This is a genomic window from Rheinheimera sp. B2H12 (assembly GCF_059620065.1).
Genome location: NZ_CM184363.1, coordinates 189,565 through 207,577 on the forward strand (window position 1 = coordinate 189,565; position 18,013 = coordinate 207,577).

The 18,013-nt window shown below is 50.3% G+C and carries 18 protein-coding genes; 12 read left to right on the forward strand and 6 right to left on the reverse strand.

Annotated features, from left to right (window positions below; genetic code table 11):
- Nucleotides 1-4 precede the first annotated feature (4 nt).
- Both AC53GJ_RS00900 and AC53GJ_RS00905 read right to left on the reverse strand, forming a co-directional pair.
- Nucleotides 5-1,108 (reverse strand): DNA alkylation repair protein, encoded by a 1,104-nt coding sequence (locus AC53GJ_RS00900; RefSeq protein ID WP_496730668.1) that lies wholly within the window; start codon nucleotides 1,106-1,108, stop codon nucleotides 5-7.
- Nucleotides 1,109-1,113: 5 nt separating this feature from the next.
- On the reverse strand, nucleotides 1,114-2,130 hold the full coding sequence (locus tag AC53GJ_RS00905) for a GGDEF domain-containing protein (RefSeq protein ID WP_496730669.1): 1,017 nt from the start codon (nucleotides 2,128-2,130) through the stop codon (nucleotides 1,114-1,116).
- Between the two features lie 342 nt (nucleotides 2,131-2,472).
- On the opposite strand from AC53GJ_RS00905, the gene AC53GJ_RS00910 reads away from it, so the two are divergent.
- A complete protein-coding gene (locus tag AC53GJ_RS00910) occupies nucleotides 2,473-4,218 on the forward strand; it encodes a DUF885 domain-containing protein (protein ID WP_496730670.1) in 1,746 nt (581 codons plus the stop codon).
- 145 nt (nucleotides 4,219-4,363) lie between these two features.
- On the forward strand, nucleotides 4,364-4,885 hold the full coding sequence (locus AC53GJ_RS00915) for a hypothetical protein (RefSeq protein ID WP_496730671.1): 522 nt from the start codon (nucleotides 4,364-4,366) through the stop codon (nucleotides 4,883-4,885).
- Between the two features lie 13 nt (nucleotides 4,886-4,898).
- On the opposite strand, the gene AC53GJ_RS00920 is transcribed toward AC53GJ_RS00915, so the two are convergent.
- Nucleotides 4,899-5,138, reverse strand: a complete 240-nt coding sequence (locus AC53GJ_RS00920; RefSeq protein ID WP_496730672.1) for a hypothetical protein — start codon at nucleotides 5,136-5,138, stop codon at nucleotides 4,899-4,901.
- A gap of 59 nt (nucleotides 5,139-5,197) precedes the next feature.
- Nucleotides 5,198-5,656, reverse strand: coding sequence for an EVE domain-containing protein (locus AC53GJ_RS00925; RefSeq protein ID WP_496730674.1), 459 nt, complete (start codon nucleotides 5,654-5,656; stop codon nucleotides 5,198-5,200).
- A gap of 221 nt (nucleotides 5,657-5,877) precedes the next feature.
- On the opposite strand from AC53GJ_RS00925, the gene tesB reads away from it, so the two are divergent.
- Nucleotides 5,878-6,756 (forward strand): acyl-CoA thioesterase II, encoded by an 879-nt coding sequence (tesB, locus tag AC53GJ_RS00930; protein ID WP_496730675.1) that lies wholly within the window; start codon nucleotides 5,878-5,880, stop codon nucleotides 6,754-6,756.
- 57 nt (nucleotides 6,757-6,813) lie between these two features.
- Here the strand turns inward: tesB and plsB are convergent, their stop codons facing one another.
- The gene (gene plsB / locus AC53GJ_RS00935; RefSeq protein ID WP_496730676.1) at nucleotides 6,814-9,261 is read right to left on the reverse strand and encodes a glycerol-3-phosphate 1-O-acyltransferase PlsB; all 2,448 of its coding nucleotides are present in this window, start codon (nucleotides 9,259-9,261) and stop codon (nucleotides 6,814-6,816) included.
- A 185-nt stretch (nucleotides 9,262-9,446) separates the two neighbouring features.
- Between plsB and lexA the strand changes: the two genes are divergently transcribed.
- The 5 genes from lexA (at nucleotide 9,447) to AC53GJ_RS00960 (ending at nucleotide 14,588) form a co-directional block, all read left to right on the forward strand.
- The gene (lexA, locus tag AC53GJ_RS00940) at nucleotides 9,447-10,073 is read left to right on the forward strand and encodes a transcriptional repressor LexA (protein ID WP_496730677.1); all 627 of its coding nucleotides are present in this window, start codon (nucleotides 9,447-9,449) and stop codon (nucleotides 10,071-10,073) included.
- 284 nt (nucleotides 10,074-10,357) lie between these two features.
- The gene (gene coxB, locus AC53GJ_RS00945; protein WP_496730678.1) at nucleotides 10,358-11,506 is read left to right on the forward strand and encodes a cytochrome c oxidase subunit II; all 1,149 of its coding nucleotides are present in this window, start codon (nucleotides 10,358-10,360) and stop codon (nucleotides 11,504-11,506) included.
- Between the two features lie 3 nt (nucleotides 11,507-11,509).
- A complete protein-coding gene (ctaD, locus tag AC53GJ_RS00950) occupies nucleotides 11,510-13,117 on the forward strand; it encodes a cytochrome c oxidase subunit I (RefSeq protein ID WP_496730679.1) in 1,608 nt (535 codons plus the stop codon).
- Between the two features lie 12 nt (nucleotides 13,118-13,129).
- Nucleotides 13,130-13,714: a cytochrome c oxidase assembly protein gene (locus tag AC53GJ_RS00955; protein WP_496730680.1), complete on the forward strand. Its 585-nt coding sequence runs from the start codon at nucleotides 13,130-13,132 to the stop codon at nucleotides 13,712-13,714.
- Nucleotides 13,707-14,588: a cytochrome c oxidase subunit 3 gene (locus AC53GJ_RS00960; RefSeq protein ID WP_496730681.1), complete on the forward strand. Its 882-nt coding sequence runs from the start codon at nucleotides 13,707-13,709 to the stop codon at nucleotides 14,586-14,588. The genes AC53GJ_RS00955 and AC53GJ_RS00960 overlap by 8 nt, the downstream gene beginning before the upstream one ends.
- Nucleotides 14,589-14,591: 3 nt before the next feature.
- Here AC53GJ_RS00960 and AC53GJ_RS00965 read toward each other — a convergent pair whose 3' ends face one another.
- Entirely contained in the window at nucleotides 14,592-14,801 is a 210-nt protein-coding gene (locus AC53GJ_RS00965) for a DUF2909 family protein (RefSeq protein WP_496730682.1), read from the reverse strand.
- A gap of 26 nt (nucleotides 14,802-14,827) precedes the next feature.
- On the opposite strand from AC53GJ_RS00965, the gene AC53GJ_RS00970 reads away from it, so the two are divergent.
- From AC53GJ_RS00970 to cyoE, 4 genes are read left to right on the forward strand one after another with little or no spacing between them, the layout of a single operon-like run.
- Nucleotides 14,828-15,544, forward strand: coding sequence for an SURF1 family protein (locus AC53GJ_RS00970; RefSeq protein WP_496730683.1), 717 nt, complete (start codon nucleotides 14,828-14,830; stop codon nucleotides 15,542-15,544).
- On the forward strand, nucleotides 15,545-16,066 hold the full coding sequence (locus AC53GJ_RS00975) for a redox-active disulfide-containing membrane protein (RefSeq protein WP_496730684.1): 522 nt from the start codon (nucleotides 15,545-15,547) through the stop codon (nucleotides 16,064-16,066).
- Nucleotides 16,063-17,100, forward strand: a complete 1,038-nt coding sequence (locus tag AC53GJ_RS00980) for a COX15/CtaA family protein (protein WP_496730685.1) — start codon at nucleotides 16,063-16,065, stop codon at nucleotides 17,098-17,100. The genes AC53GJ_RS00975 and AC53GJ_RS00980 overlap by 4 nt, the downstream gene beginning before the upstream one ends.
- Nucleotides 17,100-18,011 (forward strand): heme o synthase, encoded by a 912-nt coding sequence (gene cyoE, locus AC53GJ_RS00985; protein WP_496730686.1) that lies wholly within the window; start codon nucleotides 17,100-17,102, stop codon nucleotides 18,009-18,011. Before AC53GJ_RS00980 ends, cyoE begins: the two co-directional genes overlap by 1 nt.
- Nucleotides 18,012-18,013: the final 2 nt, after the last annotated feature.

The following is an 18,013-nucleotide window of genomic DNA, read 5'->3' on the forward strand; positions in this document are numbered from 1 at the left end:
CCAATCAAAAGCCGGCAGAAGTTTGTTCAGCCGCTGCCGGCAGTACCCGAAACTGTTGTTGCGCCATGATTTGACCGTTGACGATGATGCTCAGTTGATGCTCACCAGCATAATGTTTGCGGGTGGTTAAGTCTTTGAATTGGTAACTACGGCTTAATTGCAGTTCCGGTTCGCTCAGTGGTCGATCCAGCCACTGAAAAACTTTAGGTCTGCTGCCGCCATGTTTACCGGCAAAATCAATGGCGTATTCCAGTCGCAGCCGCGCAGTGGGCGCAGCACTGAGTTGTAGCTGAAAATTGAGTCGCTCGCCAAGACGGATTTCAGGCTGAGGGATGGTCAATTGCACTTTGACGGCCAATGGCTGATAGCCAAACAATTGTAGTGCTTGTGGCTGACGTTGTTTCAGTAAACCGCGCATGGCATGACGCACAATCCAATCTGTCGCCGGATGCTGACCATACCAGCGGCTGGCCACTTCCAACGCCAGTTGTGGATGATCTTTGCTGATGTCATTCAGATGATTGGCCACGCTGCGCCTGACGTAATCGCTTGGATCCGCTTTGAGCTGCTGTAAAATTGGTAATAACAGCGTTGGATCGCGTTTAAAGGGTTGCAGCGCCTGACCCCAGGGTAAGCGGGGGCGGCAACCTTCGCTGGCCAGTCGGCGTAGATGGTGGTTGTCGCTGTGTGCCCACAGCAGCATTTGCTGTAATGTTTGCGCCGGGTAACGCAGCAAAAAAGGCCGGACAGCAAATTCAGCCGTGGAAAAACAAGTAAAATGGGCTAAAGTCTGCAACGACAGTTCCGGTTCGGCCAGGCCATATTGCTCGACTAAATCCGGGAAAATAAAACCGGGGATACCGCTGAACTGACTGCTGACTGGTAACAACAGCTGGCAGGCTTCGGCAAAAGGTCGATCCAACGCCTGATACAGCGCACTGGCACAATGCCGGATCCGCTGTTTCAGTTCTAGCTGGTCAAATTCGCTGGACAGTGCCAGTGCCAGAAAGGTAGCACTGGCAAAATTGGCATCCTGCTGCAGACAGGCCGCCGCGATACGCTGCACTAACGCCGGGTTAATCTGATGTTTCAGCAGCGGCGCAGTCATCTTGCTTACAGCATCGCCTCAGTCGCGACCTGGTTGCGGCCGCGGCGTTTGGCCACTTGTAACACCTGAGTGGAGCGGGCTAAAAACTGGTGCCAGTTTTCTTCGGCCTGATATAAAGCCACCCCTAACGAGATCGTGACTTTGGGCAGGGCTTTTTTGCTGCGCGACGAGACAAAACGCAGTTTCTCCACGCCACGGCGCACCTGTTCGGCAATTTCACCGGCAGTGCGTAAGTCCACATCTGGCAACAGAATTAAAAACTCTTCGCCACCAGCACGGACTGGCAAGCCACTTTCCTGCACGTAGGCGCTGATTTTCTTCGCCACTTTGGACAGAATGACATCCCCAATATTAAAACCATAATCCTGATTAAACTGGCGGAAATGGTCCAAATCCACCGCGATGGCGGCAATTTTGCGTTTGGGATCTTCTGTCAGCCACAGGTCAACATGTTCCTGCATTGCCAGCCGATTATATAAACCGGTCAGCGGATCGACTTGCCGGTTACGTTTGAGTTGTGTCAGTTCTTCCCTCAGGGTTTCAGCTTGCTGATGGGAATGTTGCAGCTGATCTTTCAGTTTTTGCTGGCTGGTACGGACATCATAAGTGGCATCCAGCATCCGATGGAGGGTATCGCGGGCTTGGGCCGGATTTTCCGTTTTCAGTGCCACTAAGCTGTGGTCAAGAATATCGATATATTCGCTGATGGCATCGTTGGCAGAGTTGCTGGAGTCGTTCAGTTTGTTAACCAACTGGCTGACGCGGTTAACGAGCTTATCATTTTCTTTGTTGTTGGTACTGATGAAGTTGCTGTACAACTCCGTCATCACAAAATCATCAAACGGGATCCGGGCTGCCAGTTTTTGTTCGATGGTCTGACAGAGGCCCGCGTTGGCGCCGGTAATGTAATCGTAAGCGACTGTGTAGTTTACCGGGTGAGCTGCCAAACGATGCCGTTGCAAAAAGGCAATGGCCAGCGCTGCCTTTTCACCCGCTTGATCGATTGAATCCTGATACATCATGCCAAGTAAAACTCCAATGGATACTACATAGACTTAGCGCAAATGAATGGCCTTATGTTACGGAAATGCTGGCTGAACGCAAGGTCTACTGTACATCTGAGCTGATTACGTATTTAAAATAACCAGCCTGATGGTTTACGCCAAGATTTTTTTCAATTAATTGCAGATTTTTTACTAAATTATCAGTTATTTGCTGCGGTTTGATGAAGGCTTATCCGGCGGTTACAGAAAAAATCAGCTCAACAGGCAAAAATGTCAGGCAGGCTGAAAACAGTGCATGTGCAGATTTGTATACAATCAACCTAATGCACCTTTGCGAAAGCCTAACTGCGGAGAAAAACTATGCTGAGCAAACCAAGGTTACTGGCGGTATTCTGTGGTGCTGCCCTGGCAGCCTGTAGTCATCAGCCCATCGGCCCCGCCACTGAGCGCGCGGTTGATTTTGCCGTGACAGCTGATCAAATCTGGCAGCAAGTGGAAAATATCACCCCCTATGATCCAACCGCGTTGCCGGATATGTCCGCAGCCACCTTAGCCAAAGCGCAGCAACAAAGACTGCAGCTGTTAGGGCAACTGCAAAAGGTAGATGTGGCTACGTTGTCGGAACAAAACCAAATCAACCATGCGGTGCTCAGTTACCGGCTGCAAAACGACGTCGATGAATACCGTTTTGGCGCACATTACCTGCCACTCAATGCCGAGTCAGGTTTTCACAGTGATCTAACTTTTATGCTGACTGGCGCAGCATTACGGACTGAAACTGATGTGAAAAATTATCTGGCGCGGCTGGCTGCAGTGCCAAGGTATATGGCGCAGCAAACCGACTGGATGCGACTGGGACTGGCTAAAGGTTATAGTCAGCCAAAAGCTGTGTTGCAGGGCTATCAGGACGGTATCCGTTCATTTATCACGGCAGATGTCAGTCAAAGCGTATTTTACCGGCCATTACTCAAACCGGCAGCTGGCATAGATGCCAGGCAATGGCAACAATGGCAGGATCAGGCGAAAACACTGATCCGTGAACAGGTCAATCCGGCTTACCAGCGCTATTATGATTTTTTTGTTCAGCAGTATTTACCGGCGGCGCGCGATGATATCGCTGCGACAGCTTTACCGGATGGGGCTGCTTATTATCAGAACCGGCTGGAGCATTACACCACCTTAAAGCTGACGCCAGCCGCAGTGCACCAGATAGGTCTGAGCCAGGTGGCCCGGATCCGGGCTGAAATGGAGCAAGTGATCCGGCAAACCGGTTTCACCGGCAGTTTCGCCGACTTCGTGCAGTTTTTACGGACAGACCCACGTTTTTATGTCAAAACGCCTGATCAACTGTTGAAAGAGGCAGCTTATCTGTCGAAGAAAATTGACGCGCAGTTGCCAAAATTATTCCTGACCTTGCCTCGCACGCCTTATGGGGTGGCTCCGGTACCGGCGGAAATTGCACCGAAATATACCACGGGCCGATATGCCGGCGGTCGTAGTGCTGGCGAAGCCGGTTATTACTGGGTCAACACTTATGCATTGGACCGGCGGCCTTTGTATGAACTGGAAGCCCTGACGCTGCACGAAGCGGTGCCGGGTCACCATCTGCAGATTGCACTGGCCAATGAACAAAGCAATCTGCCAGCCTACCGGCGCAGTTTTTATACCTCTGCCTTTGGTGAAGGTTGGGGTCTGTACGCTGAGTATCTTGGCTTGGAAGTTGGTTTTTATCAGGACCCGTACAGCAATTTTGGTCGTCTGACCTACGAAATGTGGCGAGCGGCGCGGTTGGTGGTGGATACCGGTATGCATACCATGGGCTGGAGCCGGCAGCAGGCCATCGATTTCCTCGCCAGCAACACGGCATTATCGATGCACAATGTCACCACTGAGATCGACCGTTATATCAGTTGGCCGGCACAGGCACTGTCGTACAAATTGGGCGAAATTACCATCCGGCAATTGCGTCAGGAAGCCGAGCAAGCGCTGGCAGCTCAGTTTGATGTGCGTGAATTCCATGATGTATTGCTACGCAATGGCAGCCTGCCGTTACCGGTATTGGAACAGCAAGTACGGCAATACATCCGGCAGAAAAAAATGCAATAATGCAAGCATTAGGTTAACAGCCCCTTGGCGTGCTTGTGCTGGCTGTCATAAATCTGATATTTTTCAAAGTTATATTTCAGCGCCGACTCTGTGGTAGCATGGCGGCGCTGTGATCTGGGCAGTTGTGGAGCGGAACTGAGATTCTATGTGGACGGTACTGATTTTTATCGGCTTTTTTGTTGTAGTTGTGTTGCTGGTGATCAAAATTGATACGCTGAGTAAAGATTACCGCCGGCTGATGAGTCAATTTAAATTGCGTGATCAAGAATCCCACCATGTGCAGCAACTGACCTACGAATTGGCCGAAGAGTGCAGCCAGATGTTGTTGATGCAACTGGCGGCCGAGCGCCAACTGACCAGGTTAACGCCCAATGATCTGCAATGTCTGGAGCTGTTATGTCAGGCTATTCCAGTGATCTGTAAAGATCTGGTCAATCGGCCACAACCCATACCACAAGCGCTACAGCGTTTTCTGAAGCGGCATAGTCAGATGGAGTGGGGCGAAATGGAATTATTTCTGAATCGCCACGGCCGGCTCATTCAGTGCTGGCAAAAGAACAGTTACCCTGGATATTTACAGATGTGCCAGGCTGGCATTCTGATGGCAAAAGAAAATTCTCACCGTGACAATTTACGTCCGGTTCGGCCGCAGGCAACACCCGCTTGAGACGACGCGCCTGTCAGTGCCGGATAATGACTTTAGGCTCAGTATCAATCTGGCCATCTTGATCCACTGCAGCAATCCGATCACCAGCCGTTAATACTGCCAGGCTGAAATTGATGCTGCGCCGGACAAAAGCCAACTCGTAACCAAAACGTTGTAATTCAGCCACAGAAAACTTCTGCGCCATGTTTAATTCATTCCAGAAATAATTCAGATCTTTAGTAACTTCACGTCTTTCCTGGGCCAAGGCTGCCATCTATTTTTTACTCCATTAGCTGACACATCATTATTATTTTATGTTTGCTCACTGATACTTTATGTGTTGGTTAAAAAAAGCACAAGGTCAAACTCTGCTTTTGTTACCGGCATCACCGAGAGGCGATTGCCTTTTTTGAGTAAGGTCATCGCCGAAAGTTCCGGTTGTTGTCTGAGTTCGGCCAACGACAAAATTCGTGGAAACTGCCGGACCGGACTGATACTCACCGCATACCAGGGCCAGCGCTCTGCAGTGGCCTTGGCGTCATAATACAGGTTGCCAACTTCAAATTGGGTCGGATCAGCAAAACCAGTGGCGCTTACAGTGGCGACGCCAGCCAGACCTACTTCAGCGCAACTGGAATGATGGATCAGTACCAAATCACCTATTTGCACCTGATCCCGCAGAAAATTGCGGGCCTGATAATTGCGTACGCCGAACCATAACACCGGCTCGGTGGCTTGCATGATGTCTTGCATGCTGCATTCAGCGGGTTCAGTTTTAAATACCCAATACATGACTGCGCCTTGTGAACTCTAGTGTGACCTCTGCTGCAGAGCCTAGCAGAATCAGGTGCAACAGGGCTAGCAGCAGTCAACGGATTTCTATGGTGTTTTAACCTGATTTTGCTAATTTTGTTGCTTTTATCGGGAATATCAGCAGCCGCTGGCCGGCTTTTTGCAGTTTTGCGCTTGCTGTTGCACAATGTGTACAGACGACAGATTTTACAGGAGCTGCTATGAGCCAGGTACTCACAGATTTATTATCGTTGTTAAAGCTTGAGACCATCGAAGATGGTTTGTATCGGGGCCAGAGTCAGGATCTGGGCTTTAAAGCCGTATTTGGTGGTCAGGTGATGGGGCAGGCGTTGTCTGCCGCCAAAGAAACCATTCCGGAAGATCGCAAGGTGCACTCATTCCACTCTTATTTTTTACGGCCGGGCGACGCCGCCAGGCCGATAGTGTATGAAGTGGAAAATATCCGTGATGGCAAAAGTTTCAGTACCCGTCGGGTCAGTGCCATTCAATATGGCAAACCTATTTTTTATCTGACAGCGTCTTTTCAGGCCGATGAACCAGGCTTCAGTCATCAGGATCTGATGCCGCAGGTGCCGCCACCAGAAGCCTTAGTGTCTGATTTGGAATTTTATCGGGAGCATGCTGAGCTGATCCCGGATGCGTTACGCAGTAAATTTATCTGTGAAAAACCGATTGAAATGCGGCCGGTGGATTTCCATAACCCATTCAAACCGGCCATCAGCGCCGCGAAGCGTTATGTTTGGTTTAAAGCTAATGGGGCCATGCCGGATGATTTACGGGTGCACAAATACCTGCTGGCATACGCCTCAGATTTCAATTTCCTGCCAACGGCACTACAGCCGCATGGTAAATCCTTTATGGCGCCGAATATGCAGGTTGCGACTATTGATCATGCCATGTGGTTCCACCAGGATTTTCGGTTTGATGACTGGCTGCTGTATGCGGTAGATAGTCCGAGTGCATCTGGTGCCAGAGGGCTGGTGCGTGGACAGTTTTTTAATCGGGATGGAGTGCTGGTTGCATCTACAATGCAAGAAGGGGTGATCCGCAGTTACGAAACCGCCAGAACCCCGGGTTAACTGGCGTTGGCGCGAGCGGGCCTTTGTCGGATTGCATCCGGCAACGGCCCACACTACTCAACTCAAGCTGCTGTGATGATGGGTAATCTGGCCAATACTTTGCAGCACATCTGGCTGTAATAACGCATTGACGGTATCCAGCAAAGCGACAAAATTCAGCCCGCACTCCAGGCGATACTGTTCATCCAATACCAGATAACCGGCATCTTTTAATGCATTGACCAAGGTGGCAAACAGCTGCTTGTCATAGTACTCAGGCGAAGTTAAGCCATGCAGCGTCAGCAACCGTTGTGCCAGTTGATGGCTGTGTTGCTCCAGCTCGGCGCGGGGTAACGGCTCTTGTAATTGCAATAAATTCAACACGATGGCATAGCGTTGCAAAATAGCATCACTGTTGTGTGCCAGTAACTGTAATCGCAGATAGCCTGGTGCCTGTGGTGCCAGACAGCGATAGTGCTGGCCGTCAAAACTCAGCAACTGCTGACTGGTCAAAAACTGCAGGGTGTTGTTGACATAACGACCGAGATCATCGGGTCGCAGGAATAATTCCTGCTGTAACAATGGTTGTAACAGCTGACAAATATTCAGCAGTTGCACCTGACTGAGCTGACGATGTTGCAATAAAGCAGTACAGACCAGTGCCGGCAGCACAAATAAATGGCAGACATTGTTACGGTAATAACTCATGGTGACAGCTTCGTCATTGCTGAGTTGAATTAATTCACCAAACTCATCCTGTTGCAGCTTGATTTTATGCAGATCCAGCGCGTGTTGCACCAGCTCAGCACCTTTGCCTTCCGGCAATGTCACTGCACTGTGGTAAGGCGCCTGGCGCTGTAGTGCCAGATAAAAATCCAGTTGTTCGGTCAGGGCTGCCCGGCTCAATACATGCTGCTCAGTGGCTAGTAAACTGGTCGCAATCAGGTTGATGCTGTTTAGAGCCGCACTCTGGTTGACTCTGGTCATCACTTCATCCGCTAATTTGGCTACCAAAGGATTTAGCCATTGCGGTTTTTGCGGTTCAACCGGATTGATCGATTCCCGCCAATCCGGCACTTGTTGCTGGATAAAGGCGTTCAGCGAAATAGGTTCACCAAAGTTGACATAGCCATAGCCGTAATCTCTTAACTGACGAGCCGCCTGCAGAATACCCAGCGCAGACTCTTTAGTTTTGGCTGAACCTTTCAGTTCGCGCAGATAAGTGCTGACTTCCATCACGTGCTCATAGCCGAGGTACACTGGCACCAGCGTAACGGGCCGGTCAATACCGCGTAATAACGCCTGCACAGTCATCGCCAGCATACCGGTTTTGGGTTGCAGCAAACGACCGGTGCGGCTGCGACCGCCTTCGCTGTAATATTTCACCGCATAACCTTTGCGGAACAATTGCGATAAATACTCACGGAACACGGCCGAATAAAGTTTATTACCGCTGAAACTGCGGCGAATAAAAAATGCGCCACCGCGGCGGAAAAATTTGCCGATAGGCCAGAAATTCAGATTAATCCCGGCAGCGATATGGGGAGCGGCCAGACCTTGCTGGTAAATCACATAACTAAGCAGTAGATAGTCCATATGACTGCGATGGCAGGGCAAATACACTACTTCATGGCCCCGTTGCGCCAGATCGCGGATGACTTCTGAGCGCTGGATGTTAATACCGGTAAAAAGTCTGGCCCAGAGCCAGCTTAATAATCTGTCGCCAACCCTTAAGGTGGACTCACGATAGTCGGCAGCGATTTCTTCCAACAGCAACAAGGCCTGTGCTCTGGCCTCGGCCAGACTGATATTTTTGCTCTGTGCTTCATCGGCGATGGCTTTTTTCAACGCTTCAGAGCCGAGGAGCGCATTAAATAGGGCGGAGCGGTCTGGTTGGCGTGGACCGGTGGCGGCCAGTTGTTGGCGATAAAAATGAAAACGTGCCACCCGTAATAATTTATGTGCGGTTTGTTCGTCAGCACCATATTGATCGGTCATCTGGCGCAAAGAGACAGCGCGGGAGAATTGCACCAGTGTATGGCGGCCGGAAATCAACACCACAAATAATTTGCGTAACCAGCCAGGCGTTGCTGTTTCCGCAAACACCGCTTTGACACTGGCTTCTTTGCCGGGCGCACGGCCCCAACAAACAGACACAGGTACCAATTGTGCTTGTTGTTGTGGCTGTGCCAGATGCGCCTGTAATAATTTTTGACCTTGTTGCAACGCCAGTGTCGCTTTCGTTTCGCCCCACAACGCCGCTGGTTGTTCCAGAAACAGTGTTCTGGGCAGGCTGACATCACCTAATGGTACCTGATCTGTTGGATCTGGCAGGTTGAGCTCACGACAGACCCGGCGTAAAGTGGCTAAATCTGAGGCTGAAGCCAGCCGCGTGATATAAAACAAGGGTTGTGCTGTCTGTAATTCCAGACTTTCGGCCGGTTGTAACGGCACCACTTTATACTTAACCAGCGGCCACAAGGGCCATTGCAGTAGGCTGGCAAACCACTTTAATCGCTTAAACATACTTTACCTGCAGGCAAAAACAGCCGGATAGCATAACATGGATCAAAAATCCCGCCAATTTTGCCCTCTTTCCAGCTGTTTTCACCTCTTTGTGCCATTTTCCGTGAATTTCCGCCTGATCGGACTTGGCACTGCCAATTTCACTGTATATACTCCCAGTATTCACTGTATAGGCATTCAGCACCATGCGTCCATTAACACCAAGACAAGCCGAAATATTACAACTACTTAAAGATTATCAGGCCCATTCTGGGATGCCGCCGACGCGGGCAGAAATTGCGACTCAGCTTGGCTTTAAATCAGCCAATGCCGCTGAGGAACACTTAAAAGCGCTGGCAAAAAAAGGTTTTATTGAGATGATGCCAGGCACCTCGCGTGGCATTCGGCTGATTGAAGAAGATCCAGTCGCCAATGAACCTGAGTTTGCTGGTTTGCCACTGGTGGGGCGGGTTGCGGCTGGTCAGCCAATCCTTGCCACTGAGCATATCGAGCAGTATTACCAGCTTGATGCCAGTTTATTTCATCCCACCGCCGATTTTTTACTGAAAGTGTCCGGCATGAGTATGAAAGACATCGGCATTATGGATGGCGATTTGCTGGCTGTACACAAGACCACCGAAGCCCGACAAGGTGAAGTTGTGGTAGCTCGGGTGGAAGATGAAGTCACAGTGAAACGTTTCAGACGTGATGGCCAATTTGTCTATCTGCACCCGGAAAATAGCGACTTTAATGTGATAAAAGTCGATTTAACCCAGCAGTTTTTTGCAATTGAAGGTTTGGCCGTTGGGGTGATCCGTAATCAAACCTGGTAAAAACCCAGTAAAAACTTAAATAAACTCAATACTTTTTTGCATCAGCACTGGTCTGACCTTTTGGTTAAACCGGTGCTTTTTGTTATCTGGGGTTTACAGTTTGGCTTTTGTGGTCAATTCTTAAGCAACATCTGGAAAAGTACAGAGAACAAAAATGTTCCTGCATGGATGTTATTTATAAAAATATAATAAAAACAATAAATTGCAGAATAAGATGCGCAGCATGGGTGGTAGTGTCTGGTTCTGGCAATTTGTAATTTGCAAAATGACAGAGGAGACGTTACGTGGCGAAAGCGCATCGTTATCGCTGCTCGCTGCTATCCTTGCTGTTTGTCGAAATGGCTTCTGCCGCAGAGATGCCCCTGAATATGACTCAGGGGGTGACCGATATCAGTCAGCAGGTGTACGACCTGCATATGACGATATTTTATATCTGTTGCGCTATTGGCCTGGTGGTGTTTGGCATCATGTTTTGGTCCATTCTCCATCATCGCAAGGCAAAAGGGGTACAGCCGGCACAATTCCATGAAAGTACCAAAGTAGAAATACTCTGGACCGCCATTCCTGTGGTGATCCTGATTGTCATGGCGATCCCCGCCACTAAAACGCTGATTGCGATGGAAGACACCACAGATGCCGATGTCACTGTGCTGATCACGGGTTCGCAATGGAAATGGCATTACAAATACCTCGATTATCCGGTGGAATATTATTCTCTGCTGGCCACACCACGGAAGCAAATCGACAACAAAATAGCCAAAGGTGAGAACTATTTGCTGGAAGTGGACCGGCCGCTGGTGATCCCTACCGGTAAAAAAGTTCGTTTCCTGACCACTTCAGATGATGTGATCCACTCCTGGTGGGTACCTGCTTTTGCGGTAAAAAAAGACGCCAACCCTGGCTTTATCAATGAATCCTGGGCCATGGTGAATACCCCAGGCGTGTACCGCGGTCAGTGTGCTGAACTCTGTGGCAAGGATCATGGTTTTATGCCCGTGGTGGTGATTGCCAAAGAGCCCGCTGAGTTTGAGCAGTGGATCCGTACTGCCGCCGAAACCCAGGCCAAAGCCAAAGCCGCTGAGCAGGAGCTGCTGTCGATGAATATGTCGATGGCTGATGCCATGGCGCTTGGTGAAAAAACCTATCTGGGTTATTGCGCGGCATGCCATCAGGCGGGTGGTCAGGGTTTACCCGGTGCATTTCCGGCCTTAAAGGGCAGCAAAATGGCGACCACTTCGTCTGAGCTGGCAGCACACATTGATATTGTGTTGCACGGTAAAGCGGGCACTGCTATGCAAGCCTTTGGTAAGCAACTGACTTTACAGGAAATTGCGGCGGTGATTACCTACGAGCGCAACGCCTGGGATAACAACACCGGTGATCTGGTGCAGGCTGCTGCGATTCATACAGCAAAATCCGGCGGCAAGGAGTAACCCATGAGCACAATCACAACTGATCCGCATCAGCCAACAGATGCACACTCGCATGATGATCATCATCATGCACCACCAGCAGGCCTGAAACGATGGTTGTATACCACCAATCATAAGGATATCGGCACTTTATACCTGCTGTTTGCGCTGACGATGTTTTTTATCGGTGGCGCAATGGCGATGGTGATCCGTGCTGAATTATTTCAGCCCGGATTGCAACTGGTACAAGCCGACTTCTTTAATCAGATGACCACTGTGCATGGCTTGATCATGGTGTTTGGTGCTGTAATGCCGGCCTTTACCGGACTGGCCAATTGGTTGATCCCAATGATGATCGGCGCGCCCGATATGGCGTTACCGCGAATGAACAACTGGAGTTTCTGGATCCTGCCCTTTGCTTTTACCATTTTACTGTTATCGCTGTTTATGGAAGGTGGCGGGCCGAATTTTGGCTGGACTTTTTATGCGCCATTATCGACCAAATACAGCGGCGACAGCACGGCGTTGTTTGTGTTTTCAGTGCACATCATGGGCATATCCTCCATCATGGGTGCCATTAATGTCATCGTCACCATTTTTAACCTGCGTGCCCCCGGCATGACCTGGATGAAAATGCCGTTATTTGTCTGGACCTGGCTGATTACGGCCTTTTTGCTGATTGCAGTGATGCCAGTGCTGGCGGGCGCAGTGACCATGGTGCTGACCGATAAATACTTTGGCACCAGTTTTTTTGATGCCGCCGGTGGGGGCGACCCTGTGTTATTCCAGCATATTTTCTGGTTTTTTGGTCACCCCGAAGTGTACATCATGATCCTGCCGGCTTTTGGTATTGTTTCCAGCATAGTGCCAACTTTTGCCCGTAAACCCTTGTTTGGTTATGCCTCCATGGTGTACGCCACGTCCAGTATCGCTTTGTTGTCGTTTCTGGTGTGGGCACATCATATGTTCACCACCGGGATGCCGGTGTTTGCCGAGTTGTTTTTTATGTACTGCACTATGCTGATTGCAGTACCAACCGGTGTGAAAGTGTTTAACTGGGTGGCGACCATGTGGCGCGGCGCGATGACCTTTGAAGTGCCGATGATGTTTGCGCTGGCTTTTATTGTGTTATTCACTATTGGTGGTTTTTCTGGTCTGATGCTGGCCATTACACCGGCTGATTTCCAGTACCACGATACCTATTTTGTGGTGGCGCATTTTCATTATGTGCTGGTCACAGGCGCGGTATTTTCGATTATTGCGGCAGCTTATTACTGGTTACCAAAGTGGACCGGTCATATGTATGACGAAACATTGGGTCAATGGCATTTCTGGTGCTCGCTGATTTCGGTCAATGTGCTGTTTTTCCCGATGCATTTTGTCGGGTTGGCTGGTATGCCGCGGCGGATCCCGGATTATGCCCTGCAATTTGCCGATTTTAACGCGCTGATCAGTATTGGTGGTTTTGCTTTTGGGCTGTCGCAGCTGTTGTTTGTCTGGTTGTTGGTGAAATGTATTCGCGGTGGCGACAAAGCGACAGCTCAAGTGTGGGAAGGTGCTGAGGGGCTGGAATGGCAGTTATCATCACCACCGCCTTATCACAGCTTTACCACACCGCCAGAGATTAAATAACCGGAGGTGGCGATGTCAGCGCAACGGACTTTGAATCACAGACCATTGATCAAAAAACTGCTGTTGATCACTGCTTTGATGTTTGGTTTTGGTTTTGCGCTGGTGCCGCTGTATGACGTGTTTTGTGATATTACCGGCATCAATGGCAAAACCAGCACCATGGCCGCGACCGCTGATAAAGCGGTGCCGGATATCAAACGGCAAGTGACTATAGAGTTTCTGGCCAGACCGAATGCCGATATGCCGTGGCTGTTTCAACCCCAGACCCGCAAACTGAAAGTTCATCCGGGCGAAATTCAGCTGGTGTATTACGAAGCGGAAAACCCCACGACGGGGACCATGACCGGGCAGGCAGTACCTTCAGTGTCACCGGGGCAGGCGGCGTTATATTTTAACAAGATGGAATGTTTTTGTTTTAACCAACAAGTCCTGACCTCAGGTCAGAAGTTATTGATGCCATTACAATTTTACGTTGATCCGGCGCTGCCGGAACAATTCAGCACTATTACTTTGTCTTATACGCTGTATGACATGACAAAGCATTACCCAGCTGAAACCGTGGCGGCAAGGGTCCCAACAGGGGGCAGTGATGAGTAAAACTTACCAGAAGTACTATGTACCTGAGCAAAGTCCATGGCCTATTGTCGGTGCTGTGGCTTTATTTCTGATTGCCTTTGGTGCCGGGCATTTTGTCAATGAAGTGACCCGCGACAAAGAAGGTTACGGCAGCTATCTGCTGTTAGCCGGTGTGGCGACGTTGTTATTTATGCTGGTCGGCTGGTTTCGTAATGTGATTGATGAATCGATGCATGACCTTTACAGCGCCCAGATGGACAGATCCTTCCGGCAGGGCATGAGCTGGTTTATTTTTTCCGAAGTGATGTTTTTTGGCGCTTTTTTTGGTGCGTTGTTTTATGCCCGGCTGATTGCGATGCCCTGGCTAGATGGCGCCAGCAATAATGCGATGACAGCACAGTTGTTATGGCCGGATTTCAGCGCGCATTGGCCGATGATTAAAACACCTGGCGGCACAGAAACTAACGCTATGCCGTGGCAAGGCTTGCCGTTATACAACACCTTAATTTTATTAACATCTTCAGTGACGCTGCAGTTCGCCCATACCGCCATGGAGCAAAATAAACGGGGTCAGCTCAAGCTGATGCTGACGCTGACCGTATTGTTAGGTGCGATCTTCTTAGCTTGTCAGGCTTATGAATATATCCATGCCTATCGTGATTTAGGCTTAAAGCTTGATTCCGGTATTTATGGCAATACCTTCTTTTTATTGACCGGCTTCCATGGTCTGCATGTCAGCTTAGGTGCCATTTTCCTGCTGGTCATTTTGCTGCGGATTGTGCTGAAAAACCATTTCACTGCCCATAAGCATTTTGCCTTTCAGGCGGCGGCCTGGTATTGGCATTTTGTCGATGTGGTCTGGCTGTGTTTGTTTATTTTTGTTTATGTGCTGTAACGGCTAATAAGGTCGCTGGTGCGGGCTGATCCAGCCCAGCGCCAGTGCCAGGATCACCAGCAAAATCACTAATGCAGAAAAAAACACCCGGCGGCCGAGAAACTTAGACATGCTGACTTGGGTTGGATCATTACGCAGCATCAGATAAAGCGCGCGGAACAAATTAAAAATAATAAAGAGCAGCAGTGCAATGAGCAGAACTTTGATCAGCATACAACCTCAGGCAGCAAGGAGCGCAGATGCAGATCCGGATGTTTAAGCAGGATTTTATCGTGCGCTGGTGGTTACTGCTGATCACTGTGGCTGCTTTTTTGCTGTTAATCAAGTTATCGGGCTGGCAATGGCAGCGGGCGGAACAAAAACAACAACAACTGCAGCAAATTGAACTCTGGCAGCAACGTGGCGCGCCGGACTGGCTAACGCTGCTGAGTTATCCGCTGGCTGAGCTGGACGGTGCGCCGCTGCAAGCGCAGGTTCGCTGGCTGGCGCCGGCAGTCTGGCTGGTCGACAATCAGTTGTGGCAAGGCCGGCCAGGTTACGATGTACTGATCCCGGTCCAACTAGCGGCGGATACCCCGGCCTTGCTGGTAAATCTGGGTTGGGTGGCAGCACCAGATAGTCGGCAGCAGTTACCGCAAGTGCAGATCCCGGCGCAGTTTCAGTTGACGGGTTTACTTCGCACCAAGCTTGGTGCATTCCGGCTGGGTGATAATCTGGAAGCCATTGGTCAGTGGCCACTGCGGGTGCAAACCATTGATCCGGCTTCGTTAGCACAAAGCGTTGATTTTACGTTGTTTCATGGTGTGTTTTATCAGCAACAAACCCCGTTTTTATATCATTATCAGCCCGTGGTGTTGCCACCGGCAAAACATCGGGCTTATGCCCTGCAGTGGTTGTTACTGGCTGTTGCGGTGTTGATTGTTGCCGCCGCAGCCAGTGTCAGAAAGGAAGCTTAGATGGCAAAACATAAATTTATCGGCTTATTTGTGCTCTGCTGTTTATTACCCTTGGTTGCCGCCTGGCTGGTATTAGCCAGTGGCTGGTATCAGGGGGGGATGAACAGCAAAGGCCAATGGCTCACCACTGAAATTCGGTTGTTACCTGCAGTGCCTGCGACGGCGCCACATTGGCGCTTGGTATTTATCGCACCAGCAAGCTGTCAGCAATCCTGTGTCCAGACGTTACAACTGATGACGCAAATTCATACAGCCTTGGGTCGTAAGCAGCAGCAACTGACGTTGCTGGTCGCTGCTGCACAATTACCCGCTGGCTTAGCAGATGGATTGCCCAAGGGGGTGCAATTTCAGCCATCGGATGTAACCGGATTCCAGGTTGGTAGTCTGGTGTTGGTGGAGCAGCAAGGGCTGGCGTTGTTGCAGTACCCACTGCCACTACAGTCGCAGCAATTTCCACTGGCTGGTAAAGCTGTGATGGCTGATTTAAAAAAACTGATGAACTATGACCGGGGGCCGGTATGAAACAGCTCAGAATGCTGGTGAGTCTGTCAGTATTACTGACGATGCTGGTTATTTTGTTAGGTGCTTATACCCGGCTGACTGACGCTGGCTTAGGTTGCCCGGACTGGCCTGGTTGTTATGGTTTCCTGAAAGTCCCGCATGCCGATGAACATATTGCGCTGGCCGAGGCCCGTTTCCCAGAACGGCCACTGGAACATCACAAAGCCTGGAATGAAATGGTGCATCGTTATTTTGCCGGCACGTTGGGGCTGGCCATTGCCGCCATTTTTCTGCTGAGCTGGCGATTACAGCGCAAAGTGACGTTATTACCCACGCTGTTATTGGCTTTGGTGTTATTTCAGGCTGCACTTGGCATGTGGACTGTGACCTTAAATTTGTTCCCGCTGGTGGTGATGGGGCATTTAATGGGGGGGTTCAGTTTGTTGACGCTGTTGATGATTTACCGCTGGCAACTGAGTCAGCAACATGTCCGAACTTTGCCCGTTGAGGCCCCCAGTAGTGCCACTTTGTCAACGATGGCCATTCAACCTGATGCCGTGTCGCCAGCCTTGGCCAGAGCTGGCTGGCTGGTGTTGCTCATCCTATTGCTGCAAATCGCACTCGGTGGCTGGACCTCAGCCAACTATGCAGCTATGGCCTGCGCTGAATTGCCGGTGTGTCAGGCGGGCTGGAGCCAGCAATTGAACTTCAGCGAAGCCTTTGATTTACATCTGGGGCATCAGAATTACGAGTACGGGGTGATGAGCCAGCAAGCGCGGCAAACGATCCATATCAGTCATCGTTTTGGCGCTGTACTGACGTTGCTGGCGGTCGGTTGGTTTGCCTGGCGGTTATGGCAAGGGAAAGCGGTCACTGGCATGCATCGGTTGCCATTATTACTGGCTGGCTTATTGCTGCTGCAATTCACGCTGGGGGTGCTGAATATCTGGTGGCAATTGCCGTTGGCCAATGCGGTTGCACATAACTTTGTCGCAGCCAACTTACTGATGTGTCTGGCTTTGATTTGCGTCCAACTACAACAAAGGAGGTCGTGATGGCCCAAAGCAAACTTCTGACCGCTGCCATGCATTGGCAACTCGGCTGGCGTGATTATTATCAACTGACCAAACCAAAAGTGGTGGCGCTGTTATTGCTGACGGCCTGGGTCGGCATGATGCTGGCGCAGCCTGGCTTGCCAGAGCCGGGTTTAGTGTTGGTGGCCACTGTGGGGATTGGGTTGCTGTCGGCAGCTGCAGCAGCGCTGAATCATGTGCTGGATCAGCGCATTGATGCACAGATGGCCCGGACTTACCATAGACCGGTTGCCCGCGGGCGGATCAGTACAGAGCGGGCAGTCTGGTTTGCCTTGCTGCTGGCGTTGTTTGGTTTTGTGCTGCTGTATAGTGCGGTGAATCCGCTGACTGCCTGGTTGACGCTGGCCAGTTTATTTGGTTATGCGGTGGTCTATACCATGTTTCTAAAACGGGCTACCCCACAAAATATTGTCATTGGTGGCCTGGCGGGGGCTATGCCACCCTTGCTGGGCTGGACCGCTATGACTGGCCAACTGGCGGCTGAACCTTTATTGCTGGTGATGATTATTTTTGCCTGGACACCGCCGCATTTCTGGGCGCTGGCGATCCACCGGCGCGACGATTATGCCAAAGTGAATATGCCGATGTTACCGGTGACGCATGGCATTGAATTTACCAAGACAGCTATTTTCCTCTATACCCTGCTGTTATTTCTGGTGTGTTTATTGCCTTATCTGGTGGGGATGACCGGCGTCATTTATTTGCTGGCCAGTTCTGTGCTGAACCTGTGGTTTATGGCCTGGGCCTGGCAATTAAAGTTCGCTGCCAAGCCTGATACTGCAATCCGCACATTCAGGTTTTCCATTGTTCATCTGATGTTGTTATTCTTAGCTTTATTGATCGACCATTATCTGAAATGGACGGCGTTGTAAGT

Excerpts from the sequence above, each read along its gene's own strand:
- AC53GJ_RS00900 (WP_496730668.1), bottom strand. The coding sequence starts at position 1,108 with ATGACTGCGCCGCTGCTGAAACATCAGATTAACCCGGCGTTAGTGCAG.
- AC53GJ_RS00905 (WP_496730669.1), bottom strand. The coding sequence starts at position 2,130 with ATGATGTATCAGGATTCAATCGATCAAGCGGGTGAAAAGGCAGCGCTG.
- AC53GJ_RS00910 (WP_496730670.1), top strand. The coding sequence starts at position 2,473 with ATGCTGAGCAAACCAAGGTTACTGGCGGTATTCTGTGGTGCTGCCCTG.
- AC53GJ_RS00915 (WP_496730671.1), top strand. The coding sequence starts at position 4,364 with ATGTGGACGGTACTGATTTTTATCGGCTTTTTTGTTGTAGTTGTGTTG.
- AC53GJ_RS00920 (WP_496730672.1), bottom strand. The coding sequence starts at position 5,138 with ATGGCAGCCTTGGCCCAGGAAAGACGTGAAGTTACTAAAGATCTGAAT.
- AC53GJ_RS00925 (WP_496730674.1), bottom strand. The coding sequence starts at position 5,656 with ATGTATTGGGTATTTAAAACTGAACCCGCTGAATGCAGCATGCAAGAC.
- tesB (WP_496730675.1), top strand. The coding sequence starts at position 5,878 with ATGAGCCAGGTACTCACAGATTTATTATCGTTGTTAAAGCTTGAGACC.
- plsB (WP_496730676.1), bottom strand. The coding sequence starts at position 9,261 with ATGTTTAAGCGATTAAAGTGGTTTGCCAGCCTACTGCAATGGCCCTTG.
- lexA (WP_496730677.1), top strand. The coding sequence starts at position 9,447 with ATGCGTCCATTAACACCAAGACAAGCCGAAATATTACAACTACTTAAA.
- ctaD (WP_496730679.1), top strand. The coding sequence starts at position 11,510 with ATGAGCACAATCACAACTGATCCGCATCAGCCAACAGATGCACACTCG.
- AC53GJ_RS00955 (WP_496730680.1), top strand. The coding sequence starts at position 13,130 with ATGTCAGCGCAACGGACTTTGAATCACAGACCATTGATCAAAAAACTG.
- AC53GJ_RS00960 (WP_496730681.1), top strand. The coding sequence starts at position 13,707 with ATGAGTAAAACTTACCAGAAGTACTATGTACCTGAGCAAAGTCCATGG.
- AC53GJ_RS00965 (WP_496730682.1), bottom strand. The coding sequence starts at position 14,801 with ATGCTGATCAAAGTTCTGCTCATTGCACTGCTGCTCTTTATTATTTTT.
- AC53GJ_RS00970 (WP_496730683.1), top strand. The coding sequence starts at position 14,828 with ATGCAGATCCGGATGTTTAAGCAGGATTTTATCGTGCGCTGGTGGTTA.
- AC53GJ_RS00975 (WP_496730684.1), top strand. The coding sequence starts at position 15,545 with ATGGCAAAACATAAATTTATCGGCTTATTTGTGCTCTGCTGTTTATTA.
- AC53GJ_RS00980 (WP_496730685.1), top strand. The coding sequence starts at position 16,063 with ATGAAACAGCTCAGAATGCTGGTGAGTCTGTCAGTATTACTGACGATG.
- cyoE (WP_496730686.1), top strand. The coding sequence starts at position 17,100 with ATGGCCCAAAGCAAACTTCTGACCGCTGCCATGCATTGGCAACTCGGC.